The following is a 20986-nucleotide window of genomic DNA, read 5'->3' as shown; positions in this document are numbered from 1 at the left end:
TATGTTTGATTTAGTTGATAAGTTAAGTAGTTCAGGACCTAAAAATGTTGCGAAGCAAAGCCGTTGTGCACTGTTCTATCAGTCTCAGCTCTGCAGTGCCTTAGTACAAAAGGCGTTTCGTTTTGAAGGCTTTGAGGAACCACAAGCGTTAATCAATCAACCTCAGAACTTTGACAAGTTGGAGCAGAATCCAGAGGTTGAAGTTGTGTTGGTTGAGCTTAACCAAAGCAGCGATGTAGTTGAGGATGCGAAGCAACTATCACGTAGCCTTCCTCCTCATGTCTCTGTGATCATCATCGGCAGTGAAGATGCTATCTCAACCATTCGTGCACTAAAAGAGCTTGGTTTTTATTACCTTTTCTGGCCCGCAAACGAAGCGGAAATTGCCGACTTTTATCGCAATGTGGCAAATAACCATGTCGACAAACGTGGCGTAGGCCAAAACCGTAAAGCTAAGCAGATTGCATTTATGGGTGTAAAAGGTGGGGTGGGTACATCCTTAGTGGCTTGTGAAGTTTCGCGCTCATTGGCGAAGTATCATCACGCTAGCACACTGTTGGTTGACCATACTTACACTGGCAGCAACATTGATGTGATGATGGGGCTAAAGAAATTCAATAAACGCAGCGTTCAAAAAGGAACGCTGGCAACGGGCATTGATAGCGATATTGCCTTGAGCCTTGTACAAAATATTGAAAAACACCTGTCGATACTTGCGGTTGAGTCTGACGAATTTAGCCGAGAAGAGCTCCATCAGTACACTCAAGCACTGAAGCAGCAGATGGTTCAAAGCAATACCTTTGTGGTTGAGGACTACTCACACACTGCAACAACTAACGCTGAATTTGAGAAAGCGATAGATGGTGTTGACGTGTTAGTTTTGGTATTTGATGCCACAGTTTCATCACTGCGCGAGCTCAATCGTATTAGCTCTGAAATCGAGCTGCGCTACCCAGAGCTTACCGTACTGATGGTCATGAATCGTTCTAGACCTGATAATGCTGCCTCGATCAATGAAGCAGATGTAGAAAAGTACTTTGGTCGTAAAGCCGATGCGCAGTTAGTGTTTGATTTTAAAGCAAATCACTATTTGCTCCAAGGTGATTTGATTAGCGATACACGCTCAGAAATGAAGCAAGGGTTACAAAATCTAGTCGCGCTATTGGTTGGTGAGAAAGTAGCGCCGAGCAAAGGCTTTTCTTTACGTAACTTGTTAAAGCGTAACGGGTAATCATCATGGAACAATCTCAAAGTGTTTACCTTAAGTTACGTCGTCAGATCTTTGATGCGCTGGATGCTAGTGTTATCGAGAGTTTGTCTCGTAGTGAACTAGAGGCTCAGCTGGCCAATGCGGTGGATATGCTGGTAAATCGAGAGCAGCTTCCGGTGTCGTCGTTGGCGAAATCTGAGTATGTCACTAGTCTAATCCATGAACTTGTCGGCTTAGGGCCACTACAAGTCTTGATGGATGATGATTCGATTACCGACATCATGATCAATGGCCACAAGCAAATTTACATCGAAAGAAACGGTTTAGTTGAGCAGGCTCCGATCCGTTTTATTGATGAGCAGCAGCTATTGGATATTGCAAAGCGTATTGCCAGCCGAGTAGGTCGCCGTGTTGATGAGTCTTCGCCGACTTGTGATGCACGTTTAGAGGATGGAAGCCGAGTTAATATCGTCATTCCGCCAATCACGCTTGATGGTACTTCGATTTCTATTCGTAAGTTTCGCCAGCAAAGTATAGGTTTTGAACACCTAGTGGAATTTGGTTCGCTTTCGAACGAAATGGCGGCGCTATTGCAAATCGCGGCTCGCTGTCGATTGAACATACTGGTTTCTGGGGGCACGGGTTCGGGTAAAACAACTTTGCTCAATGCCTTGTCTCAGCATATCTCTGATGGTGAGCGTATCGTCACCATCGAAGATACCGCGGAGCTTCGTTTGCAGCAGCCACATGTTGTGAGAATGGAAACCCGAAACAATGGTATTGAGGGGACGGGGGCAGTGACATCAAGAGATTTGGTGATTAACTCGCTGCGTATGCGTCCAGACCGAATTATTGTCGGCGAATGTCGTGGCAGTGAAGCGTTTGAAATGCTGCAAGCAATGAACACAGGCCACGATGGTTCGATGTCGACATTGCACGCGAACACGCCAAGAGATGCGCTTGCTCGCGTCGAAGCTATGGTGATGATGGCAACCAGTAACTTACCGTTGGAAGCGATTCGACGCTCGATTGTCAGCGCGGTTGATCTCATTGTTCAGGTTAGCCGCTTGCATGATGGCTCACGTAAGATCATGAGCATCACTGAAGTGGTTGGCATTGAAGGAACGAATGTGGTGCTAGAAGAGCTGTTTTCTTTTAAAGCTTCGCCAGAAAACCTGGATGGCCGAATTCAAGGCTCATATACAACATCAGGGGTTATGGCCCGTTCTGCTTTGTTTGAAAAGGCACGTTTCTTTGGTGTCGAGCATCAGCTGACCCAAGTCATTGAGTTAATGACACTACACAACTAGTGAGCGGGTATGTATTGGTTAATCATCCTTGGCGGGTTTGCGCTCGTCTTTGTTGCTCTAAAGCCTGAGCGGCAGCAAACGATCAATGACTATTTGGAAAACTCGAAAGTCAACGCAGCGAATAACGCGAGTTTTACCCAACAGGCCATCAATATGGCGAGTCTTTCCGATCGAAATCTAAAACAGAGAATATTGCAGCGTTGGGATAACCTTCAGCGTCAGTTAGGCAAAATGGCCGCATTAAAAATTGCATTGTTTTCAGTGTTGGCCTTAACGGCTGTTGGGGTTGTCAACCAAACCATGTTGCGACTACCTATGTTTGAAGTGTTACCTGTGGCGTTAATACTCGCATGGATTTGGGGATATTTGTTCTTACAAAGACGTGAACAACAACGTTTTGAAGAAACATTCCCCGATGCGTTGAACATGCTAACTAGCTCTCTCAGTGCTGGTGAAAGTATCGGCCGAGGCATTACTTATGTAGGCCAAAAGTTAGAAGGTGAGGTGGGCAAAGAATTCAAGCTAATGAGTGAGCGTCTTAACTTAGGTGAACCCATTGATGAGGTGTTTCGAAAGTCGTGTCGCCGCTTTCCGTATCCGTCGTTTCATTTCTTTGTCATTACACTGCGAGCCAACATGCAGCGTGGTGGACAACTAAAAGATGTGATGTCGCGATTGAACAGGCAAATGTTTGAAGCAAGAGCAGTAGAAAGAAAGAAGTATGCCATGACGTCCGAGGCGCGAATTTCAGCCAAGATTGTCGGCGCAACACCATTCTTCTTTCTGTTTATTTTACAGTTTCTAAGCCCAGAGAACTTTGAATTTGTGATGTTTCACCCAGAGGGGCGTCCGATACTGTACTACGTCATTATCAGTGAAAGTATCGGCATGCTAATCATCTGGATGCTAATGAAAAAGGTGAAGTAATGAATGACCAATTGCAGTTATTTTTTGCTTGGACAGGTATCGCTTTCGGCATCTTGATCTTAGCTTATTGGCTATTTTATAAAGTTAAACAAAAGCGACGTATTGCTGCTTTGGCCAAAACGAATCGATACGCGGAAAGTAAAAGCGCTCCACGGAATGAAATGACGCAGTGGCTACAGCCGGTAACGTCTGTGTTCACGACATCTCAAAATGATGTAAGCGTACGCTTTGAAAGTGCTGGTTTCAGTGATACCCGGTTTGCTCATCTGTTTATGCCCATGAAGTACATTTCTTTGGTTCTGGGTGAGGTCATTATTGGCGCTTTCTTCTGGTTCACAGAGGGGCAAACCAATCATTGGATTGCAGCAGCAGGGGCATGGGCGATGATCGCCATTGCCTTGCCTGACATTATCTTAGATTCAATGGCAAAAGCGCGTCAAAGACGAATCTCAAAGCAGATGCCGTATTTGATCGATTTAATGGCGATTTGTGTCCAAACCGGTATGACCATAGAAGCTTCGATGAAGTATTTATCGGTGGAAATGGGCAGCTTCAACCAAGAGATGGCCAGTCTATTGGACAAAACGAACCATCGCGCTCGAATTGTGGGTATGCAACGAGCACTGGAAGAGCTGTATGACAAGGTGCCGTCATCAGAAATGCGCAGTTTCGTGATGACATTGAGCCAGAGCATTCAACATGGCTCATCAATCTACACCATGTTAACGACTTTAGCTGGAGATATCCGAGAAGTTCAGATGCTGGAGTTGGAAGAAGAGATAGGGAAGTTAGCCGCCAAGATGTCGATACCACTTATCGTCTTCATCTTGATCCCAATTGTCTTTGTTATCGCCGCACCAGGTGTCATGAGGTTAATGCTCAATGCTTAAGAAAATTATCACAATGGGTCTTACATTCGCGTTAGTGGCTTGTAGCTCGACGCAATCCAATTGGCAGCAAGACGAGTCCAAAGAGACCATTTACAAACAAACCAATAATCATGTCCAACTGACCGAGTTATACAAGAAACAGCTTCAGAAGAAAGATACGGTTGAGTTAAGAGAGAAACTGTCAACGAGCTACCTCGCGATGGGGGATGCGGAGTCTGCACTGTTTTATATCGCGCCTGTAACCAAGGAAAAAAACGCAAGTGTTGAGAGCTTATTGCTTCAAAGCCGAGCTTACAGTGAACTCGGCCAATACCCTGCGGCGATCAATAGTGCTAAACGTGTACTTGAAAAGTCGCCAGAGAACGCAGCAGCCGAGAACCTACTTGGCACCTTTTATGGCTATAGCTATCAGTATGAGTTAGCACGTGGTTACTTTGAACGTGCACGAGAGCACTTTTATGACTCAGCAACGGTGAACAATAACCTAGCGGTATTGGATATCGCACAAGAAAATTACCAATCGGCGGCACAGAGATTATTACCTTTGTATAAGCGCGGCCAGGCTGATGAGCAGATGATTGCCAACCTGACGTTAAGCATGGCAAAGCTAGGTCACTATTCATTTGTTGAATCGGTATTGAGTGACCGATTTAGCCAACATCAAATAGAACAGATCTATAAAGCGATTCGTAACCACAGTGTCTACTCAGCAGAAAGCCGCTCTCTAGCCGTGAGTGGCATGCAGGCTTCAGAGGCACATGATGAAAGCTAAGCAGCGCGGAGTGGCAAGTATCGAGTTTGCCATTGGTTTCTTTGCGTTTTGGCTGATGTGTATGGCTTGGGTGGAGATGAGTTACATCTCGTATATCTCTGCCATCAATGATCTTGCGATTTCTGAGATTGCTCGCACCGCCAAAAAGGGCTCGGACAATTACATGGAGACGGTGCAAGACGTCTTACATCGAGAGGGCAGTATCTGGAACCAGGTGGTTGATGGGGATGACTTCCAAGTCACGATTCAATACGTGAAATCACTCGATGACCTAGTCGATGTAGAAGATTTATGTGGTAGCTCCGAGATCCTAGAAAGCACTGAGTGTGGTAAAGCGGACAATGCAGCTATTGCAATCTACCGAATTAACTATCGCTTTAAACCTATCTTCAGTTACTTCGTGACAACGTCAAATTTGATGAGTCGAGAAATGATAGTGGTACAAGAATATGAACGCTCCCAATTTGAAGTCTAAACAGCGCGGTACTTTCAGTATTGAGTTTGCCATTGTCGGTGTGTTCTTTAGCTTGCTGCTGGCCTTTAGTGGCGACGTGATCATCAAACTCTCGGTGAAAGGTAAGTTAGACCGCCTCTCATACTCTCTGGTTAATATTGTCAAAGAACGCACCCAGTTATATGACGCTGATTATCAACTTACTGCTAAAGAAGTGAATGACCTTGATACGCTCGCGAAACGTTCTTTGCAAAGAACTTTCGGCGCATTTGAAACCGATAAATACGGTTTGTTAGTCGAAGAGCTGAGCTTTAAAGAAGTGGGTAAACCGAATCCAGTGATTGCAGAAAACCGCGGGGGAGTAACCTGCGAGGTAGCGCAATCCATCACTGATTTGGAACACTTAACGGTTGTGAGTAATCGCGGTCGAGAAATGCCTTTGTATCGTGTGACCATGTGTTACGAAACCAGTAATTGGATTGGTGATTTGTTAGGCAAAAAGTTCACTAACGTCATGTCAGATTCTGTGGTGATCGGGAGATAAAATGAAACACTCAATGAATAAGCAATCCGGTCACGCAGCAATGCTGTTTGCAATCATGATCCCGGCATTATTTGGCGTGTTCATGCTTGGTTCTGATGGTGCACGAGCATTGCAAACCAAAGCGCGGTTGGAAGAGGCAGCAGAAGCGGCGGTATTAGCGGTTTCTGCAAAAGATGAAGAAGATCATCAGCTGGCCCAAGACTACATCGATCACTATTTGTATGACATGAAGTCGTTAGAAGCAGTATCAGTAAGAAAACTTTCTTGTGAAGAGATCCCTGAATGCGCCGCAGGTATTGAAAAGGGAGAAGCAAGATTCTTTGAATATCGCGTTGCTGGTAAGGCTCAACATCAATCTTGGTTCCCAGGTGACGATGTGATTGCAGGCTTTGGAGAAAGCTTTGATGTGACCGGTTCTTCGAAAGCTCGTCGTTATCAAAGCCAACCTGTCGATATTATCTTCGTTGTTGATTTTTCTGATTCAATGAACCTAGATTGGACTGGTGGATCAAAAAGTAAAATAGAAGATCTTAAAGATATTATTGAGGACGTAACGAACGAGCTTTCTGTGTATAACCAGCTTTACCCTGAGCATCCTCACCGAGTTGCTATCACGGGCTACAACCGACGTACAATCAATACAGGAAGCAATGGAAAGTTGATTATAAGAGATCAACGAATCACAACGTTACAGCCGGGTTACGATGAGAAAGACATATTTTATCCTCAGAAAACAATTAATCAGCAGTTTGTTGTAAAGGGGGCCGCACAAAGGGTGCCGAGCCAAGCTGAAGATGCAGTTTTTAAAGACATTTTCTTCACAACAAATTTTACTAGTTTCATTAATACGGTAAATGATTTTCAGGCTGATGGTGGTACAGCCTCATTACAAGGCATTATTCGAGCAGGCCAGATTGTTAAAGCTAAAGCGGTTAACCCAAAGCAGTTGGTTATAATTTTATCCGATGGGGAAGACTACAAACATTACGCAGGCCAAACAGAGAAGCTAGTGAATCTAGGCATGTGCAAGAACATTCTAAATTTGGTCAATGGCGGCCCTATGACAGTGAATGGCATGGCCGACAGTAAAGGAATGAAAACGCCAGATGGGGAGCAAATGAATGCGCGCATGGCAGTGATTGGCTTCGATTATGAGCTGAATGCCAATGTGGGTCTGCGCAATTGTGTTGGTAAAGATAACGTCTATAAAGCTGAAAACAAGGATGACATCCTCAATAAAATCTTGTCACTGATCACTGAAGAAGTCGGTCATTTGGCGCAATAACAGAGAAAGATAATGATGAATAGTAAATTGAAATTGTGTTTGCTAGCGGTACTGCCAATGAGTCAATTTGTCGCGGCGGAAACCGTCGATAGTGACATCAACGAAGCACTTTATTATTACTGTCAACAGGGCAGTAACGAGTATGAAGAGCGAGTGATGGTTGGACGCGGTCAGCAAGTGATGTATCACCAAGGTGCATTTTTACAAATCTCGACCGATAAAGGCAACAAAGAGCAGTTAGACAGTGTTAGACAAAGTCTCCAACAGGTAGGTGTAGAGGCAAGCTGTGCTGAGTATTTGCTGAGTCACGCTACGCTTGCGCCCAATGAACAGTGGCAACCACAGCTAAAAGCGCAAGTACTGTTTGATTTTGATAAAAGCGATCTGAATGCGCAGTCACGCTACCTTCTTTCACAAGTGAAAGCGCGTATCGACGCTAGTGAGAGTGAATTGACTGTAGTAGGAAACACCGACTCTCTTGGCTCTGAGCAATACAACTTGGTGTTAGGGTTAAAGCGCTCTGAAGCTGTTACTAGCTACTTGAACACAAATATCAAAGCGGTGACTGATGGCGAACAACACCCAATCAAAAGTAATGATTCAGAGTATGGACGCCACCTAAATAGACGAGTAGAAGTTGAGCTTAAGCCACAAAGTTAGTTAGGTATAAGGCAACATAATTTTCAAGCTGACACCCATGGATGGGTCAGCTGGATCTTCAAACCAAATCGCTCCTTTATAGCTGTGAATGATTTCATCACACAGCGCCAGCCCTAAACCTGTTCCTGGGTTTTGTTCATCGGCTCTTACCCCTCGCTGAAACAATTTATCTCGGATTTCTGGCTCGATAGGAGGACCATCGTTATTTATGGTGACCATCAGGCCACTCTCGCCATTATTTACGAATATATCTATGCGTGACTTAGCGAATCGGTAGGTGTTTTCGAGAAGATTACCAAACACTTCCATAATGTCTGATTTACTCATGGGTAGTGTTTGTCCTTTTGAGATAAACAGTTCGACCTGCAGGCCTTTATCCATGTGAACCTTATCAAACATCATCAGTAGGCTATTGATAACGGGTTTGATAAGGGTTGAGTTTTCGGTGATGCCTTTAACGCCGAACGAGGCTCTCTTCAATTGACCTTGAATCACATCATCCATTTCCAATAACTGCTGGTTGATTGCGTCGATCTTGCCTTGTTCGATATCACTAAGTAGTGCTTGAGAAACCGCAACACGTGTCTTTAAGCTGTGGGCCAAGTCGTTTAGCGCTCTACGGTATCGTTGTTCGTTTTCTTGCTGCTGGAAGATCATTTCGTTTAGGGCGTTGGTGAGAGGCGCCAAATCTTCAGGGTAAGTCTCTAACAGTTTGTTCTTTTTACTCGCTTTCACATCTTTCAGCTCTTGCTCAAGAGTTTTGAATGGGCGGAACCCCCATCGATATAGGCAATGGATAATCAGGGCAATGATAAGAGCGACAAAGCCAGTCGCGAGCATTACGTGCGTTTTTAATTCAGTTAAGTTCTCTATTTTGTCGCCAACGCGACGGAAAACAATGATTCGCCCTTGAGGGTTATACTCAGTAGCATCAAGTGGTAATACTTGCGTTATAAACGCAGCCCCACGTTCAGTTTGAATCAGTTCGACCGTGTTGAGCTTAGTAGGTAGCAACGGGTCGAGACAATAGTTATCTATCTTGGGTACAAATAGCCCGGCCTTAAGCATTTTCTGACGGGACTCTTCGTCCATAGATCGCCAAAGCTCGTTATTCTCTTCATCACAAATCGCCATCGCAAATTGTTCTGAATCGTTTGGATAAATAGTTGGCCATGATTCAGGAGGGGGGACTAACTTAGAGGAAACTAACTCGTTCGTTATTGCCGGTATATGGCTATAAACCTGCAACGAGTAGTCTTTGATGAGATTCGCTTTAGCAATTTGGTAGTAAAGAAAGCCGATGACTAAAACAAAACTGAGTCCAGCACATAGTGAAACAGCCAGAACTCGGCGACGAAAACTGGTTGAGACTAAACGTTTCATTAATCGCTTTCCTTAAATATCAAGCGGTAGCCTTGGCCTCGGATTGTTGTAATTATCTTATCATCACTATAGCTGGAGAGCTTTTTACGCAAACGCGAAATGATCACCTCAATATTGTTAAGCTGGACTTCTTGCCCTGAATCATAAAGGGAACTAGCAATTTGTTCTTTGGAAATAACTTGCTGGTGGTGGCGAATCAAGTACTCGAAGATTTGATATTCTAAAGCGGTGAGCTCTAGCAAAGTGCCATGGAAAGCAATGCTGTTCGCTTGTGTGTCTAACGTGAGATCACCAACGGTAATATTTGATGAAGCAAAGCCTTGATAACGTCTTACTAGAGCTTCTAGTCTTGCGGCTAACTCTTCAAACTGAAACGGCTTGGTGAGATAGTCATCGGCACCTGCGTTTAGCCCTTCTACTTTATCTTGCCAATCACCACGAGCAGTAAGAATTAAAATAGGGACTTGAATTTCTTTGCGGCGTATTTGTTTGATAAGAGTGATCCCATCAAAGTCGGGCAAACCGAGATCGATGATCATTACATCTGCGTTAGGCTGTTTTTGGATGGTCTGCAGGCAAGCAGAGGCCGTTTTATCTGAGTAGACAGTATGATTTCGGTCTTTAAGCTGAGATGAAAGATGGTGATTTAAAATTTCGTTGTCTTCGACCAAAACAACCTGCATAGCAAGGCCTCTAATACGCATGTAATTGAAGAGGCTAAGATACCATTTAAGTAGCCAAGAACCAATGAATAAGCCTTTTACTACACGTGCTTGGGATAAATCTTACCTGTAGCCCATCGGTACTAATAAGGCTTACTGCGAAAGCTAGTAAGCCTTAGGTATGGGGCCATCTTGAAATGATGAGAGAAAGGAAGTGCTCTAAACCAGATATGGAAACAGCTTTGCTTTCTCTTGCGCAGTTAATGACTCAACGCGGGCGATATTGGTTTCAGGGATTGCTTCTGGATTAGGGTAGTGCTTAAGTACCTTCTCCATGCTCTCTTCACGGATCAAGTGGAACACCGGATACGGAGAACGGTTAGTTAAGTTTTCTGCATCTTCAGGCTCTGCGCCACCGAAACAGTAGTCAGGGTGGAAAGTCGCTAACTGGAAAATACCATCCCACTCTTGTTGACGAATTAGTGCTTCGACCCAATCAATGAACAGGTTGTAATCATAGAAATCTTGCAGCATGTTTGGCACCGCAACAAGCGTCGTTTCTAGCTGCTCAGGCTCCGTGGATTCAAGCTCCAGAAGTTGCGTCAAAATATCTTCGAGTAACGTTTCTTCGGTTGCGGCTTCACTAACGAAGATCTTAATCTGCTTATTACGTTGAGGCTTTGCCGCAAACGGACACAAGTTAAGACCAATCACCACATCATTTAGCCATTGCTCGACAGCATTAGCGACGATTTCAGTGTTGTTAGGTGTTGAGTTATTGGCTGTCATTTTGCTTCCAATTTAGTATTTGGCGCAAGAATAGCAGAATCGGTTGAGGGATGCTCCTCTGCCTGTGTACTGCTTTGTTCAAATTTTTTTAGTAGTTGGCATAGTAGGAAGATCGCGGCGTACAGGAACAGACCACCAGTTATGACCATTCCCCAGCCACCGTGTTGCCAACAATAGATAAGGAAGAAGCCACCAATACTTCCCCCGACATAGTAGTGAACTAAGTAAAGCGCTGTCGCGGTCGCCTTGGCATGGGTTGCTTTACGGCTAACCCACGAATACGCCAAGGTATGGGTGAAAAATGCGCCAAAACTGATCAGTAGCAATCCCAATAGCATAAACGGCAATGCATCAATATAGGCGATGAGCATACCCAGTAAGCTGATAACAGTGCCCGTCATCATCCCAGAAATAGTATTGCGAGTTTTTGTCCAAAGAGAGGTCATTTTGGAGCTGATGGTCCCGGCTAAATAGCAAAGGAAGATAAGCGAAGCCAAACCGATAGGCAGGTTATGAGGCTCACTAACTAGTCTAAAGCCCATTACTGAGTAGAGGTTAACGAACAAGGCGAAATTGACGCCGCCGATGAGCATGGCAAACCAGATAGTCTTGTTTGATAGATGTTTTATGAGTGCGCGATTGTGCTGACGTAGCATCCCTTTTTGTGGGACGAAGTTCTTTTGCTTAGGTAAAAGAAACACAACACAAATGGCACCGAACAAGGTGAATATTGCCATTACCATCACTGCTTGCTGCCAACCGTAAGCATCCGTGAGCGTCCCACCGACAATACGACCAGCAATACCACCCAACGAATTGGCAGCAATGTAGCCGCCAATAGCGTGACTAAAGGCGGTTTCAGAGAGTTCTTCTACCATATAAGCCACCGCGACAGAGGCAAATGCCGCCAAGGCAACGCCCATTAGTGCGCGGGCGACCACGAGTAATAATAGCGAGTCGCTCAGCAGCATAATGCCACCAATAAACGGCATGGCGAGCAGGCCCAATAGCATCACATTGCGTCGTCCAACTGCTTCAGAGGCAACGGCCCATGGCACAAGACAGGCTGAGAGCGCTAATGTACTTGCAGCAAACAGCCAGTTGATTTGGGTTTCACTGACGGAAAAGTAATCTGCCATATAAGGCAGCATCGGTTGGAAAAGGTAAAGATTACAAAACACTAAGAAAGATCCTAGCGCTAGGCTGAAGGTGACGCGGCGGTAATCTTTGCTCTTGAGTTCGATCATGGTCGGTATCTGATTGGAAACTATGTGAGCAAAATATCAGTCTAATGGTGATATATAAAATATATTAAAAATATAAACCTAATATATTTTTAGTATGACCACTATGGAATCAAAACCGTTAAAGCATTTTGTCGCTGTTGCCGAGCATCAACACTTTACCAAAGCGGCTAAAGCGCTCCATATTGCACAGCCAGCGTTGAGTGTGTCGATTAAAAAACTAGAGCAGAGTCTGGGCGTCGAACTGTTTCGTCGGGAAGAGAGGCAAGTATCACTGACTGATGAGGGGCACATCCTTTATGAGCACGCGAAGCGGGTATTACAACAGTTAGAAGACGCTCAGCTTGCGATCGATGAGCTAAAAGGGCTAGAGAAAGGGGAAGTACGCCTTGGCGCGCCGAGCATGATGGGGTCTTACTTTTTCCCCGAAGTGCTCATGGCGTTTAAGAGCCGTTATCCGCACCTTAAGCTGACGTTAGTCGATGCCGGGACCCGTTTAATTAGGCAGATGCTATTAGACGGAGAGCTCGATATAGGCGTGATTAATGATGAAAATGTACCTGACGACCTAGAAACAGACCACTTACTCACCTCTGAAATGGTCGCGGTTGTATCGAAAGAGCATGAGTTTGCCAGCCAAGATTCGATTACGTTTGATGAGTTCTTTCAACATGAACTTGTGATGTTTAAAGCGGGTTATTTCCACCGAGACTTTATCGAGAATCAAGCCAAGCTGTGTGACAAAGAAATGCTGTTCTCATTTGAAACCAATTTATTGCCAATGATCTTAAGTATCGTCAAGCATGAGTTTGCCATTACCGCGCTGTTAGAACTGGTCACTCAACATGAAAAGGATGTGGTTGGCATTTCTTTTGAACCCAAGGTAAAGCTGGATCTGGCATTGGCTTGGCGAAAGGACGGTTATCTCTCTATTGCCGACAAAACCTTTATCGATTTTGTTAAGCAATACGTGTGATGAAAGCACTTATCTGCAAATATCACACTTTGCTTAATCTCTATCGCACTTATTAAACAATTACAGTAATTTGGAGTTAACACTCGCAAAATCTTGAAAGGTAGGGACACCGTTTCATGCAAATTGATATTCAACAGCTTCACTTGGACTTAGGCACGCATGAGCTCGATATTGAGCAATGGACAATTGAAGAGAAACAATCTTGGGGCGTCTTTAGTACCGAAGGCGACATTGGTTCTGCGCTCGGTTGCCTTCTCTGTGGCGAGCTGGCAGCCGATCCATCCTCACTTCAGTTAACCCAAGGTCGTATCGCCCAAGTCTCCTTGGTGGAGCAGCAGCGTCTGTTGGAAGAAGAAATCGCAAAAGATGAAACGGATTATCTCGACAAGGTCGATAGCGGCACCGCTGTTTACGACTTGATCTATGAGCAATGTCAGTCGTCGTCACTGACCGAGCAATTGATTGGACAGCTTGATCTGCAGCACCTAAAGCAGAGTGGCTTTCGAGTGCTTTCTACCGGAGAGACGCGCCGGGTCATGCTTGCTAGGGCGCTGGCGACCGAGCCTAATCTGATTGTACTGGATAACCCATTTACTGGCTTAGACGTTGCCCATCGGGCGGCGTTAGCTGAGTTCTTATCTGAGCTGTCTCAGCGCGTGCAAATGATTGTGACCTTCAACCGTGAAGAAGATATTCCAGAATGGATAGAACATATTGCTCTGTTCAATCATGGCAAGCTTGAAAGTACGATGAACAAGCGCGAATGGGAATCTCATCCAATTATCAGTCAAATCAAAGCTCAATCTCAGCAACAGAGTGAGCAAATGATGGAGCTGATCCATCGCTATCAGCATTCCCATCACTTTGAAAATCCAGTGTTCGAAATACAAAATGGCCGAGTCGAGTACACAGAGAAAACCATTTTCACCGATTTAAACTGGCGGATTGAAAACGGGCAGCATTGGCAAATTAAAGGCCCTAATGGCTGTGGCAAGAGTACCTTACTTGGCCTGATATTTGGCGATCACCCACAGTGTTATTCCAACGACATTCAGATCTTTGGTAAGCAGCGTGGTAGCGGTGAGTCAATCTGGGAGATCAAGCAGCACATTGGCATGGTTTCTTCGGCGCTGCACTTACAATACCGTGTTAGCTGCAAAGCGATTGATGTGATTCTATCCGGGTTTTATGACTCGATTGGTCTCTATCAACAGCCGAGCAAAAAAGAGATCATCGTGGCGCGGGAATGGCTTGAGATCTTGCACATGTCACAGCATGCCAATACCTCGTTTAGGCAGTTAGAATATGGTCAGCAGCGACTGCTTTTGATCGCGCGAGCCATCGTCAAACAACCAGCAATATTGATCCTAGATGAGCCATACCAAGGGCTAGATTATCTTGGTCGTCGCTTGGTCAAAAACACCTTAGAGCTGATCGCCAAAGAAAATTTAAGCCAGCTCCTTTATGTCTCTCATTACCAAAAGGATAAACTAGACAGCATCAAAAATGAGGTTGAGTTTATCTATAATGACGATGTGCAGTGTTATAAACCACAAGTGAGAGTAGGTAAGTGCGATGATTAGCTGCAGTGACTATGACTACATTGAGATAGTGTGTATGCACCGTTATCCGGTTCGCCTGACATTCAAAGACGGTGAAAGTTTAGAAGGGAAGGCGCTGGATACCGCGCGCAATGAAGATCAACAAGAGTGTATTAAGCTGGTCGTAGATTCCATCGAGCAACTTGTTGTACTTGATACGCTGTCAAAATTGGAAGTGCTGGTGGACAACCCACACTTTCAGGTAAAGACATTCGGCTAACTTAATCTAGGTTAACACTCGATGCCCAGACATTCGTTAGGGCATCAAATACCCACCAAATAATATGAAGTGGTACTGCTTTGCGCATTACTTCGCTTAGTCTCAATAATGATTCGTGCTCAAGATATTATTTATATCTATAAAAATGCTTCAATCAATGGGATAGTTTTCCTGTAATTGATGTCGAAGCACTATTCAGACGTACAACTATTCATATAAATAATAAATAAACTGACAAGGAACTCAAATGACGACTAAGCCGTTACGTTGGCTACTGCCTTTTATCATTTTAGGTGGCGCTTATGCTGGGTATTCTGCGATTGCATCAAGTGCGCCGGAGTCACTAGAGAGTAAACCACCGAAAGCACCGCCAATAGTTAAAGTTTCCAAAATAAACTCCAGCGATCACAAGGTGGTAATTACCAGTCATGGAGAGCTTCAACCTGTTGAAGTCACGCAGCTTTCTTCCCAAGTATCTGGAGAAGTTGTCAGTTGGCATCCTAACTTTGTTGTCGGTGGCATCGTCAAACGAGGCGAAGTCTTATTCAGCATTGAAAGTGATAATTATCAAGCGGCAGTACTGCAAGCTGAAGCGCAGTTAGCGGGGGCTAAAGCTGCGCTTATCGAAGAGAAAGCCAAAGCAGAAGTTGCAGCGCGCCAAGCTAAAAACCTTCCTAAAAAACAGGTTACAGACCTTTATTTACGTAAGCCACAACTGTTGAGTGCAGACGCACAGGTTAAGTCGGCGTTAGCTGAGCTTAAACGTGCGAAACGTGACTTAGCAAACTGCAAAATTGTTGCTCCATACGACGCGTTAGTTGTCGCAAAAGATATCGGTGTCGGTCAATTTATTTCGGCAGGGGCACATGTTGCGACACTTAACAATGTTGAAGCGGGAGAAATACACATCCCGATTGCAGGTTTTGACAGTGCATTTCTACCGCAAGATTACGCAGGGCTTCCAGCGCAAGTGATTCAAAGAGGTATTGAGAATACTCATCGTGAAGGTGTTATCGACCGTGATTTAGGGGTGATTGATAGCAGTACTCGTATGATCAATATGGTCGTGAGAGTAGACAATCCGTACGCGATAGAAAGTGATAAAACGCCGATGAAGTTTGGTTCTTATGTTGAGGTGCAGTTCCCAGGCAAGGAACTCAAACACATTTATCGTCTTCCTCAGGAACTGGTCAATAATCGCCAAGTGTGGGTGGTGAATAGTGATAACCAACTTGAGCCGAGAACGGTCAATGTTTTGCGCGCTGAAAAAGAGTTCATGCTGATCAATCAAGGTTTGAGTGACGATGATCAAATCGTTTTGACCGTGCCTGAATATCCGCAAACTGGGCTGCAAGTTGAAGTCGCTGTTCAAGACAGTCAGCTAGATAAGTAGAGGTCGGTCATGGAAGAGTCTAAACAAAAAGGGCTGATCGCTTACTTCGCCAATAACTCAGTGGCCGCCAATTTGATGATGGTGTTCATACTGATCATTGGTACGGTGAGCTTTTTCTTTATCCAGCGACAGATGTTCCCCAATATTGAGGTCAACTATATCAATGTTAGTGCCCAATACCCGGGAGCCTCGCCGCAAGAGATTGAAGAAAGTATCCTGATCAAGTTGGAAGAGTCACTTAAAGACGTGACTGGCATTAAAAAGTCAGTATCAACGGCGTACCGTGGTAGCGGCAATATTGAGCTTGAAATCAATGTTAATGAAGACATTGACGCGGTGTTGGATAAGGTCAAACAAAAAGTCGATTCGACCTCCAATTTCCCTGACGCTATGGAGCCGATTCAAGTCTATCAATACGAATGGCGACAAGATGTTATTGAGATGGCTTTGGTCGGTGATCGTACTTTGCTTGAGCTTAAACCGATAGCAAAACAAATTGAAGATGAACTGCTGCAGTTAAACAACGTGGCTTTGGTTGACCTTGGTGCACCTGAATATGAGATCGCGGTAGAAATCGAACCAAGGGTGCTACAGAAATACGGCCTAACGCTGAATGATGTAAGTAGGGCGATTCAACGTTATTCGGCCAATTACTCGGCAGGTGAAGTAAGAACTAATGCAGGGATGATCTCGGTACGAATTGAAAACCAATACTATAGCGGTGAAGAGTTCCGCGATATTCCAGTGAAGATTGGTGCCAATGGCGGTAAGGTGCTTCTGCAAGACATTGCGACCATTAAAGATGGTTTTACCGAGGATGACCGTTACTTCCGCTATTCTGGTCAAAATGCGATGTATCTTTCGGTCAAAGCGACTAAAGATCAGAATATGGTCACGGTTGCTGAATCTGTGAAGGCGTATTTGGAGCAGAAAAATCAAACCCTGCCGGCAGATTTACAGATCAAAACCTTGGTCGATATGACCTACTACTTAAATGCTCGCTTAGACATGATGCTTAAAAACCTGCTTCAAGGTGCGGTGCTGGTTGCCTTGATGTTGAGTTTGTTTTTACGCGTTAAGCTAGCAATGTGGGTGATGGTTGGCCTTCCAGTCTGTTTCTTAGGTGCGGTTATGTTGATGCCATTCATTGGCGTCAGTATCAACATTGTTTCGTTGTTTGCCTTCATTATGGTGCTAGGTATTGTTGTCGATGATGCGATTGTCATTGGTGAGAGTGCCTACAGCGAAATCGAGAAACACGGCGGTGGCGTCGAAAATGTCGTGCGTGGCGCTAAGCGAGTTGCTACTCCTGCGACCTTTGGCGTACTGACAACCATGGCAGTGTTTGCGCCGTTCTTGATGTCCAAAGGGATAGAGCGAGCCTTCTTCTTTGGCATCGCATCCATCGTGATTCTCTGTCTGTTCTTTAGCTTGATTGAATCTAAGCTAATTCTGCCTTCGCACTTGGCGCACTCGAAATTTAAGCCGATTAAGAAAGGCAGCTGGCGAGATCGTTTTAATACTCGTTTCTTTGGCTTCATCAATGGTCCATACAAAAACTTCGTTAAGTGGTGTACACATTGGCGTTGGAGCGTGTTTGCAACCTTTGTCGGCGTATTAGCGGTAAGTGTCGCTATGGTGATGGCGAGTTATGTCCGAGTTGTTCCTTCGCCTAAGGTTCCCCATGACTTTCCTAGTATCAAGCTAGTGATGAATGACAATGTGTCGAGTGAGCAAACCATTGAAGCGCTCAAGTTGGTTGAATCCACAGTACTGGCCATTGATAGTGAGATAGAGCAGGAGACAGGTCAGAAAATGGTGCGTGATATTCTGACCTTTAGCCAAGGGCGTAAAGAAGGACGTTTAGTGATCCCTCTGGTGGATGAAGAGCTAAGGCCGTTCAACACCTTCGAGTTGGCTAGGCGTTGGCGTGAACGTCTGCCAAGCATTCCCGGTTTAAAGATGCTCAATGTGTCGGATAACGTCAATGATGACGAAAAGGGCGATGAGTTTGGCTTTCTACTGTATGGCTCTGACATAGAAAACCTCAATGCTGCAGGGCGCGATCTGATCATTTCTCTTCAGCAGCAACAAGGCTTGTTTGATATCTCATCCTCCATCGATTCTGGTAGTCAGGAAGTGCTATTGTCGCTCGCGCCCGTCGCTTACGACCTCGGTTTAGATCTGTTTGATATTGCCACTCAAGTCGGAGGTAGCTTCTATGGCGGCGAGGCGCAGCGCGTATTACGCGATGGTGAAGAAATTAAAGTCATGGTGCGTTACCCGAAATTGACCCGTGAAGCTTTCTCGTCACTGCGCTATGCGGTTATCACTACCCCAGAAGGTAAGAAAGTGATGCTTGGCGATGTGGTTGAGATTAATCAGCAACCAGGCGTTAGTAGCATTCGTCGTGAAGGCGGTTATCGCAGCGTTTATGTATACGGCTCTATTGATGAAGAGTTAGTTGAACCAAACCAAATCGTCGAGCAAGTGAATAGTGAGATCATCCCAGAGATTCTTTCTAATTACCCCGGTGTTAAGAGTGAATTAGGTGGCTCTATAGAAGAGCAGCAAGCACAGCAAAATGAACAGATCATCTTCTTTATTGCCGGCATGATTATCGTCTACATTCTGCTTGCCGTGCCGCTTAAGAGCTATGCTCAACCATTGATTATTATGTCGGTGATTCCGTTTAGCTTAACGGGCGCAATATGGGGTCATTATTGGTTTGGGCTCGACCTCAGCATGATGTCAACATTTGGCCTAATTGCCGCAGCGGGCGTAGTCGTCAATGACTCTTTGGTGATGACCGATTACGTTAACCAAGTTAGAGCTAAGGGCGTGAGCATTAAAGAAGCGGTGATTGAAGCAGGTTGCGCGCGATTTAGAGCGATCACACTGACCTCAATTACAACCTTTGTTGGTGTCTTGCCAATTATGTTTGAGACCAGCTTGCAAGCGAAGTTTGTCATCCCAATGGCTGTTGCACTTGGTTTTGCTGTGCTGTTTGCCACTTTGTTGACCTTGGTACTGGTACCGTGTCTCTATCTGATGCTTGAAGATATTAAAGGAGTGTTTTCAAAGCTGAAAGGCGTGGTAACGCGTAAGCGGAGTGATTCACAAACCGTCACTGAATAGAGTGCGGCGGATTGTACGGCCTGATGCTTTTATATGTTCAGGTCGTACGAACAATTCACAACGTTGAGATTATTTAGCGTTGTAGATCTTCTCAAAGTTCCCCGGATTCCAACCAATCATAATACGGTCACCAATTTTTAGAACAGGCAGAGAGCGAGCCCCAATAGTGTCGAGCTCTTTACGATCGAGCTGGATTTTAATGAGGCGTGGGCTAGTGCTCTATTTCCTTACAATATTTCAGCGGTAACGATGGCAACACTTGAGGGTGCAGCAGCTATAGAAGAAGTTAAATCCGTTAATTTCAGCCAAGCGCACGGAGGCATTGAATCAGTGTCCCAAAGTATGGATAACAGTACATTCCTATTAAGCGCGGGTGAACGAGTCATACAGCCACAGCAAAACAAAGAGCTGAGTTCGTTGTTCCAGGAACAGAACTACCTACACACTTTAATATCAGTAACGTATTCTTGAACTAAGTTTTCTTTGTATCCTAGTTTCGCGGGACATTGAAGCATGTTGTTGGGTTCAATAACAAAACTGTAAGTAAGATGATTCAACGCAACCCCAAAAGACAGACCAACTACACCCAACACGTTTATTAGTTTCTTGGGGTACGTTACTTCCTTCAGTGTGATTACTTCTTTCAGTCTTAATAGAAATATTGGGATTAACGGGAAGTAACCCAAATATAGCAGTCCGTATACGTAACCAATGGGTTCATATATAACACTGTCGGGTTCTGAAATGAATCCAACTAAGGTTACGTATATCAAGTACGAGTATCCGATCAATAGACTTGGGGTGAAAATAAACCAAAATATTCTATAGTTTCTACTTATCGTTGCTTTCATTCGTTTTTTCTTCACCAATAACTGATTCTATTAATTTTTCATGTACGTCAGTAAGACTATCAAACATGGCTACCGCTGTACTAACTATTACTAATGTAATACCGCTATACAATGCACTTGCAGCAACTACAGGGAATGCGGTTGCAACTCCTAGACTAATACCCGCCGTCAATAATATGTTTATTAGTATCTTGGTTTGGTCGATACCGAGTTTCCGTAGTGTGTACTCATCGTTAAGTATGAACTGCAACACATTGATGCTAGAACCGATGAGAATTTCCGTTGGTGAGGAAACCTTAACGTATTGTGTCATACCTTGCACTGAACTAAGTGCAGTCAAACCAATACGTATTACTTGTGGGTTGTTTGCCTTGAACACTCCACCGTACAACAGCGTTTGCTTAAACACGTCGTAGTTCTTCAGGATCAGATAGTCAATACCATCTACTGTTCTAACTATGACTGTAACACCCAATCCACCTAATGCTTTTGCGGTTTCGTGTGCTTTGTGTGCGCCAGTAAGAGCATTCTGTAGTGGTCAACTAAAATTGGCCACAGTTTTGTAAGTTTTCCAGTAAAGCCTTTCTGACTCATTCGGAGTCAGGCCACCATTATACAGGTGCGGCCTGATTTGGCTGTAATATCTGATGATATAGCCAACAACACTTTGCCAAGCT

General features: G+C 44.7%; 20 protein-coding genes and 2 pseudogenes. 15 read left to right on the top strand and 7 right to left on the bottom strand.

Features of this window, described 5'->3' with window-relative positions; translation table 11 throughout:
- Window position 1 precedes the first annotated feature (1 nt).
- From ELS82_RS14320 to ELS82_RS14280, 9 genes are read left to right on the top strand one after another with little or no spacing between them, the layout of a single operon-like run.
- Window positions 2-1231: a CpaE/TadZ family protein gene (locus ELS82_RS14320; protein ID WP_134836079.1), complete on the top strand. Its 1230-nt coding sequence runs from the start codon at window positions 2-4 to the stop codon at window positions 1229-1231.
- Window positions 1232-1236: 5 nt separating this feature from the next.
- The gene (locus ELS82_RS14315; RefSeq protein WP_134836078.1) at window positions 1237-2520 is read left to right on the top strand and encodes a TadA family conjugal transfer-associated ATPase; all 1284 of its coding nucleotides are present in this window, start codon (window positions 1237-1239) and stop codon (window positions 2518-2520) included.
- A 9-nt stretch (window positions 2521-2529) separates the two neighbouring features.
- Window positions 2530-3447 carry a type II secretion system F family protein gene (locus ELS82_RS14310; RefSeq protein ID WP_134836077.1) on the top strand — a complete coding sequence of 306 codons (918 nt, stop codon included), beginning with the start codon at window positions 2530-2532 and terminating at the stop codon, window positions 3445-3447.
- Window positions 3447-4337, top strand: coding sequence for a type II secretion system F family protein (locus ELS82_RS14305; RefSeq protein WP_134836076.1), 891 nt, complete (start codon window positions 3447-3449; stop codon window positions 4335-4337). Before ELS82_RS14310 ends, ELS82_RS14305 begins: the two co-directional genes overlap by 1 nt.
- A complete protein-coding gene (locus tag ELS82_RS14300) occupies window positions 4330-5109 on the top strand; it encodes a tetratricopeptide repeat protein (RefSeq protein WP_134836075.1) in 780 nt (259 codons plus the stop codon). The genes ELS82_RS14305 and ELS82_RS14300 overlap by 8 nt, the downstream gene beginning before the upstream one ends.
- Window positions 5099-5584, top strand: a complete 486-nt coding sequence (locus tag ELS82_RS14295) for a TadE/TadG family type IV pilus assembly protein (protein WP_134836139.1) — start codon at window positions 5099-5101, stop codon at window positions 5582-5584. Before ELS82_RS14300 ends, ELS82_RS14295 begins: the two co-directional genes overlap by 11 nt.
- Window positions 5559-6107 carry a tight adherence pilus pseudopilin TadF gene (gene tadF, locus ELS82_RS14290; RefSeq protein ID WP_134836074.1) on the top strand — a complete coding sequence of 183 codons (549 nt, stop codon included), beginning with the start codon at window positions 5559-5561 and terminating at the stop codon, window positions 6105-6107. The genes ELS82_RS14295 and tadF overlap by 26 nt, the downstream gene beginning before the upstream one ends.
- A 1-nt stretch (window position 6108) precedes the next feature.
- Window positions 6109-7392, top strand: coding sequence for a TadE/TadG family type IV pilus assembly protein (locus ELS82_RS14285; RefSeq protein WP_134836073.1), 1284 nt, complete (start codon window positions 6109-6111; stop codon window positions 7390-7392).
- Between the two features lie 12 nt (window positions 7393-7404).
- On the top strand, window positions 7405-8052 hold the full coding sequence (locus ELS82_RS14280; RefSeq protein WP_134836072.1) for an OmpA family protein: 648 nt from the start codon (window positions 7405-7407) through the stop codon (window positions 8050-8052).
- Here the strand turns inward: ELS82_RS14280 and ELS82_RS14275 are convergent, their stop codons facing one another.
- From ELS82_RS14275 to ELS82_RS14260, 4 genes are all read right to left on the bottom strand, one after another.
- Window positions 8053-9435 carry an ATP-binding protein gene (locus ELS82_RS14275; protein WP_134836071.1) on the bottom strand — a complete coding sequence of 461 codons (1383 nt, stop codon included), beginning with the start codon at window positions 9433-9435 and terminating at the stop codon, window positions 8053-8055.
- Window positions 9435-10118, bottom strand: a complete 684-nt coding sequence (locus ELS82_RS14270) for a response regulator transcription factor (protein ID WP_134836070.1) — start codon at window positions 10116-10118, stop codon at window positions 9435-9437. The genes ELS82_RS14275 and ELS82_RS14270 overlap by 1 nt, the downstream gene beginning before the upstream one ends.
- Window positions 10119-10316: 198 nt before the next feature.
- Window positions 10317-10886 carry a DUF1415 domain-containing protein gene (locus tag ELS82_RS14265; RefSeq protein ID WP_134836069.1) on the bottom strand — a complete coding sequence of 190 codons (570 nt, stop codon included), beginning with the start codon at window positions 10884-10886 and terminating at the stop codon, window positions 10317-10319.
- Window positions 10883-12133, bottom strand: coding sequence for an MFS transporter (locus ELS82_RS14260; protein ID WP_134836068.1), 1251 nt, complete (start codon window positions 12131-12133; stop codon window positions 10883-10885). The genes ELS82_RS14265 and ELS82_RS14260 overlap by 4 nt, the downstream gene beginning before the upstream one ends.
- Before the next feature lie 103 nt (window positions 12134-12236).
- On the opposite strand from ELS82_RS14260, the gene ELS82_RS14255 reads away from it, so the two are divergent.
- The 5 genes from ELS82_RS14255 (at window position 12237) to ELS82_RS14235 (ending at window position 19458) form a co-directional block, all read left to right on the top strand.
- On the top strand, window positions 12237-13106 hold the full coding sequence (locus ELS82_RS14255) for a LysR family transcriptional regulator (protein WP_134836067.1): 870 nt from the start codon (window positions 12237-12239) through the stop codon (window positions 13104-13106).
- Between the two features lie 116 nt (window positions 13107-13222).
- Window positions 13223-14689: a molybdate ABC transporter ATP-binding protein ModF gene (gene modF, locus ELS82_RS14250; protein ID WP_134836066.1), complete on the top strand. Its 1467-nt coding sequence runs from the start codon at window positions 13223-13225 to the stop codon at window positions 14687-14689.
- Complete coding sequence (locus ELS82_RS14245) at window positions 14682-14927, top strand: Rho-binding antiterminator (RefSeq protein ID WP_134836065.1); 246 nt, start codon at window positions 14682-14684, stop codon at window positions 14925-14927. Before modF ends, ELS82_RS14245 begins: the two co-directional genes overlap by 8 nt.
- Before the next feature lie 247 nt (window positions 14928-15174).
- On the top strand, window positions 15175-16320 hold the full coding sequence (locus tag ELS82_RS14240; protein ID WP_134836064.1) for an efflux RND transporter periplasmic adaptor subunit: 1146 nt from the start codon (window positions 15175-15177) through the stop codon (window positions 16318-16320).
- A 9-nt stretch (window positions 16321-16329) separates the two neighbouring features.
- Window positions 16330-19458, top strand: coding sequence for an efflux RND transporter permease subunit (locus ELS82_RS14235; RefSeq protein ID WP_134836063.1), 3129 nt, complete (start codon window positions 16330-16332; stop codon window positions 19456-19458).
- 69 nt (window positions 19459-19527) lie between these two features.
- On the opposite strand, the pseudogene ELS82_RS26940 reads toward ELS82_RS14235, so the two are convergent.
- Window positions 19528-19656, bottom strand: a pseudogene (locus ELS82_RS26940) (thioredoxin domain-containing protein); the annotation flags it as partial.
- Between the two features lie 51 nt (window positions 19657-19707).
- Here ELS82_RS26940 and ELS82_RS26310 point away from each other — a divergent pair.
- Window positions 19708-19929, top strand: a complete 222-nt coding sequence (locus ELS82_RS26310; RefSeq protein WP_167489326.1) for a hypothetical protein — start codon at window positions 19708-19710, stop codon at window positions 19927-19929.
- A 360-nt stretch (window positions 19930-20289) separates the two neighbouring features.
- Here the strand turns inward: ELS82_RS26310 and ELS82_RS14225 are convergent, their stop codons facing one another.
- Together ELS82_RS14225 and ELS82_RS14220 are read right to left on the bottom strand one after the other, a co-directional pair.
- Window positions 20290-20718 carry a hypothetical protein gene (locus tag ELS82_RS14225; protein ID WP_134836062.1) on the bottom strand — a complete coding sequence of 143 codons (429 nt, stop codon included), beginning with the start codon at window positions 20716-20718 and terminating at the stop codon, window positions 20290-20292.
- A 129-nt stretch (window positions 20719-20847) separates the two neighbouring features.
- Window positions 20848-20986, bottom strand: a pseudogene (locus ELS82_RS14220) (IS3 family transposase); the annotation flags it as partial.

The organism is Vibrio ouci, from assembly GCF_004551525.1.
GTDB lineage: Bacteria > Pseudomonadota > Gammaproteobacteria > Enterobacterales > Vibrionaceae > Vibrio > Vibrio ouci.
Note: the sequence above shows the minus strand (reverse complement) of the source record. Positions and strands in the feature narration are given on the sequence as shown.

Coding starts and splice junctions, on each gene's coding strand:
- tadF (WP_134836074.1), top strand. CDS start 5,559: ATGAACGCTCCCAATTTGAAGTCTAAACAGCGCGGTACTTTCAGTATT.
- ELS82_RS14240 (WP_134836064.1), top strand. CDS start 15,175: ATGACGACTAAGCCGTTACGTTGGCTACTGCCTTTTATCATTTTAGGT.
- ELS82_RS14265 (WP_134836069.1), bottom strand. CDS start 10,886: ATGACAGCCAATAACTCAACACCTAACAACACTGAAATCGTCGCTAAT.
- ELS82_RS14255 (WP_134836067.1), top strand. CDS start 12,237: ATGGAATCAAAACCGTTAAAGCATTTTGTCGCTGTTGCCGAGCATCAA.
- ELS82_RS14305 (WP_134836076.1), top strand. CDS start 3,447: ATGAATGACCAATTGCAGTTATTTTTTGCTTGGACAGGTATCGCTTTC.
- ELS82_RS14245 (WP_134836065.1), top strand. CDS start 14,682: ATGATTAGCTGCAGTGACTATGACTACATTGAGATAGTGTGTATGCAC.
- ELS82_RS14275 (WP_134836071.1), bottom strand. CDS start 9,435: ATGAAACGTTTAGTCTCAACCAGTTTTCGTCGCCGAGTTCTGGCTGTT.
- modF (WP_134836066.1), top strand. CDS start 13,223: ATGCAAATTGATATTCAACAGCTTCACTTGGACTTAGGCACGCATGAG.
- ELS82_RS14235 (WP_134836063.1), top strand. CDS start 16,330: ATGGAAGAGTCTAAACAAAAAGGGCTGATCGCTTACTTCGCCAATAAC.
- ELS82_RS14310 (WP_134836077.1), top strand. CDS start 2,530: ATGTATTGGTTAATCATCCTTGGCGGGTTTGCGCTCGTCTTTGTTGCT.
- ELS82_RS14300 (WP_134836075.1), top strand. CDS start 4,330: ATGCTTAAGAAAATTATCACAATGGGTCTTACATTCGCGTTAGTGGCT.
- ELS82_RS14320 (WP_134836079.1), top strand. CDS start 2: ATGTTTGATTTAGTTGATAAGTTAAGTAGTTCAGGACCTAAAAATGTT.
- ELS82_RS14315 (WP_134836078.1), top strand. CDS start 1,237: ATGGAACAATCTCAAAGTGTTTACCTTAAGTTACGTCGTCAGATCTTT.
- ELS82_RS14270 (WP_134836070.1), bottom strand. CDS start 10,118: ATGCAGGTTGTTTTGGTCGAAGACAACGAAATTTTAAATCACCATCTT.
- ELS82_RS14260 (WP_134836068.1), bottom strand. CDS start 12,133: ATGATCGAACTCAAGAGCAAAGATTACCGCCGCGTCACCTTCAGCCTA.
- ELS82_RS14280 (WP_134836072.1), top strand. CDS start 7,405: ATGATGAATAGTAAATTGAAATTGTGTTTGCTAGCGGTACTGCCAATG.
- ELS82_RS26310 (WP_167489326.1), top strand. CDS start 19,708: ATGGCAACACTTGAGGGTGCAGCAGCTATAGAAGAAGTTAAATCCGTT.
- ELS82_RS14285 (WP_134836073.1), top strand. CDS start 6,109: ATGAAACACTCAATGAATAAGCAATCCGGTCACGCAGCAATGCTGTTT.
- ELS82_RS14295 (WP_134836139.1), top strand. CDS start 5,099: ATGAAAGCTAAGCAGCGCGGAGTGGCAAGTATCGAGTTTGCCATTGGT.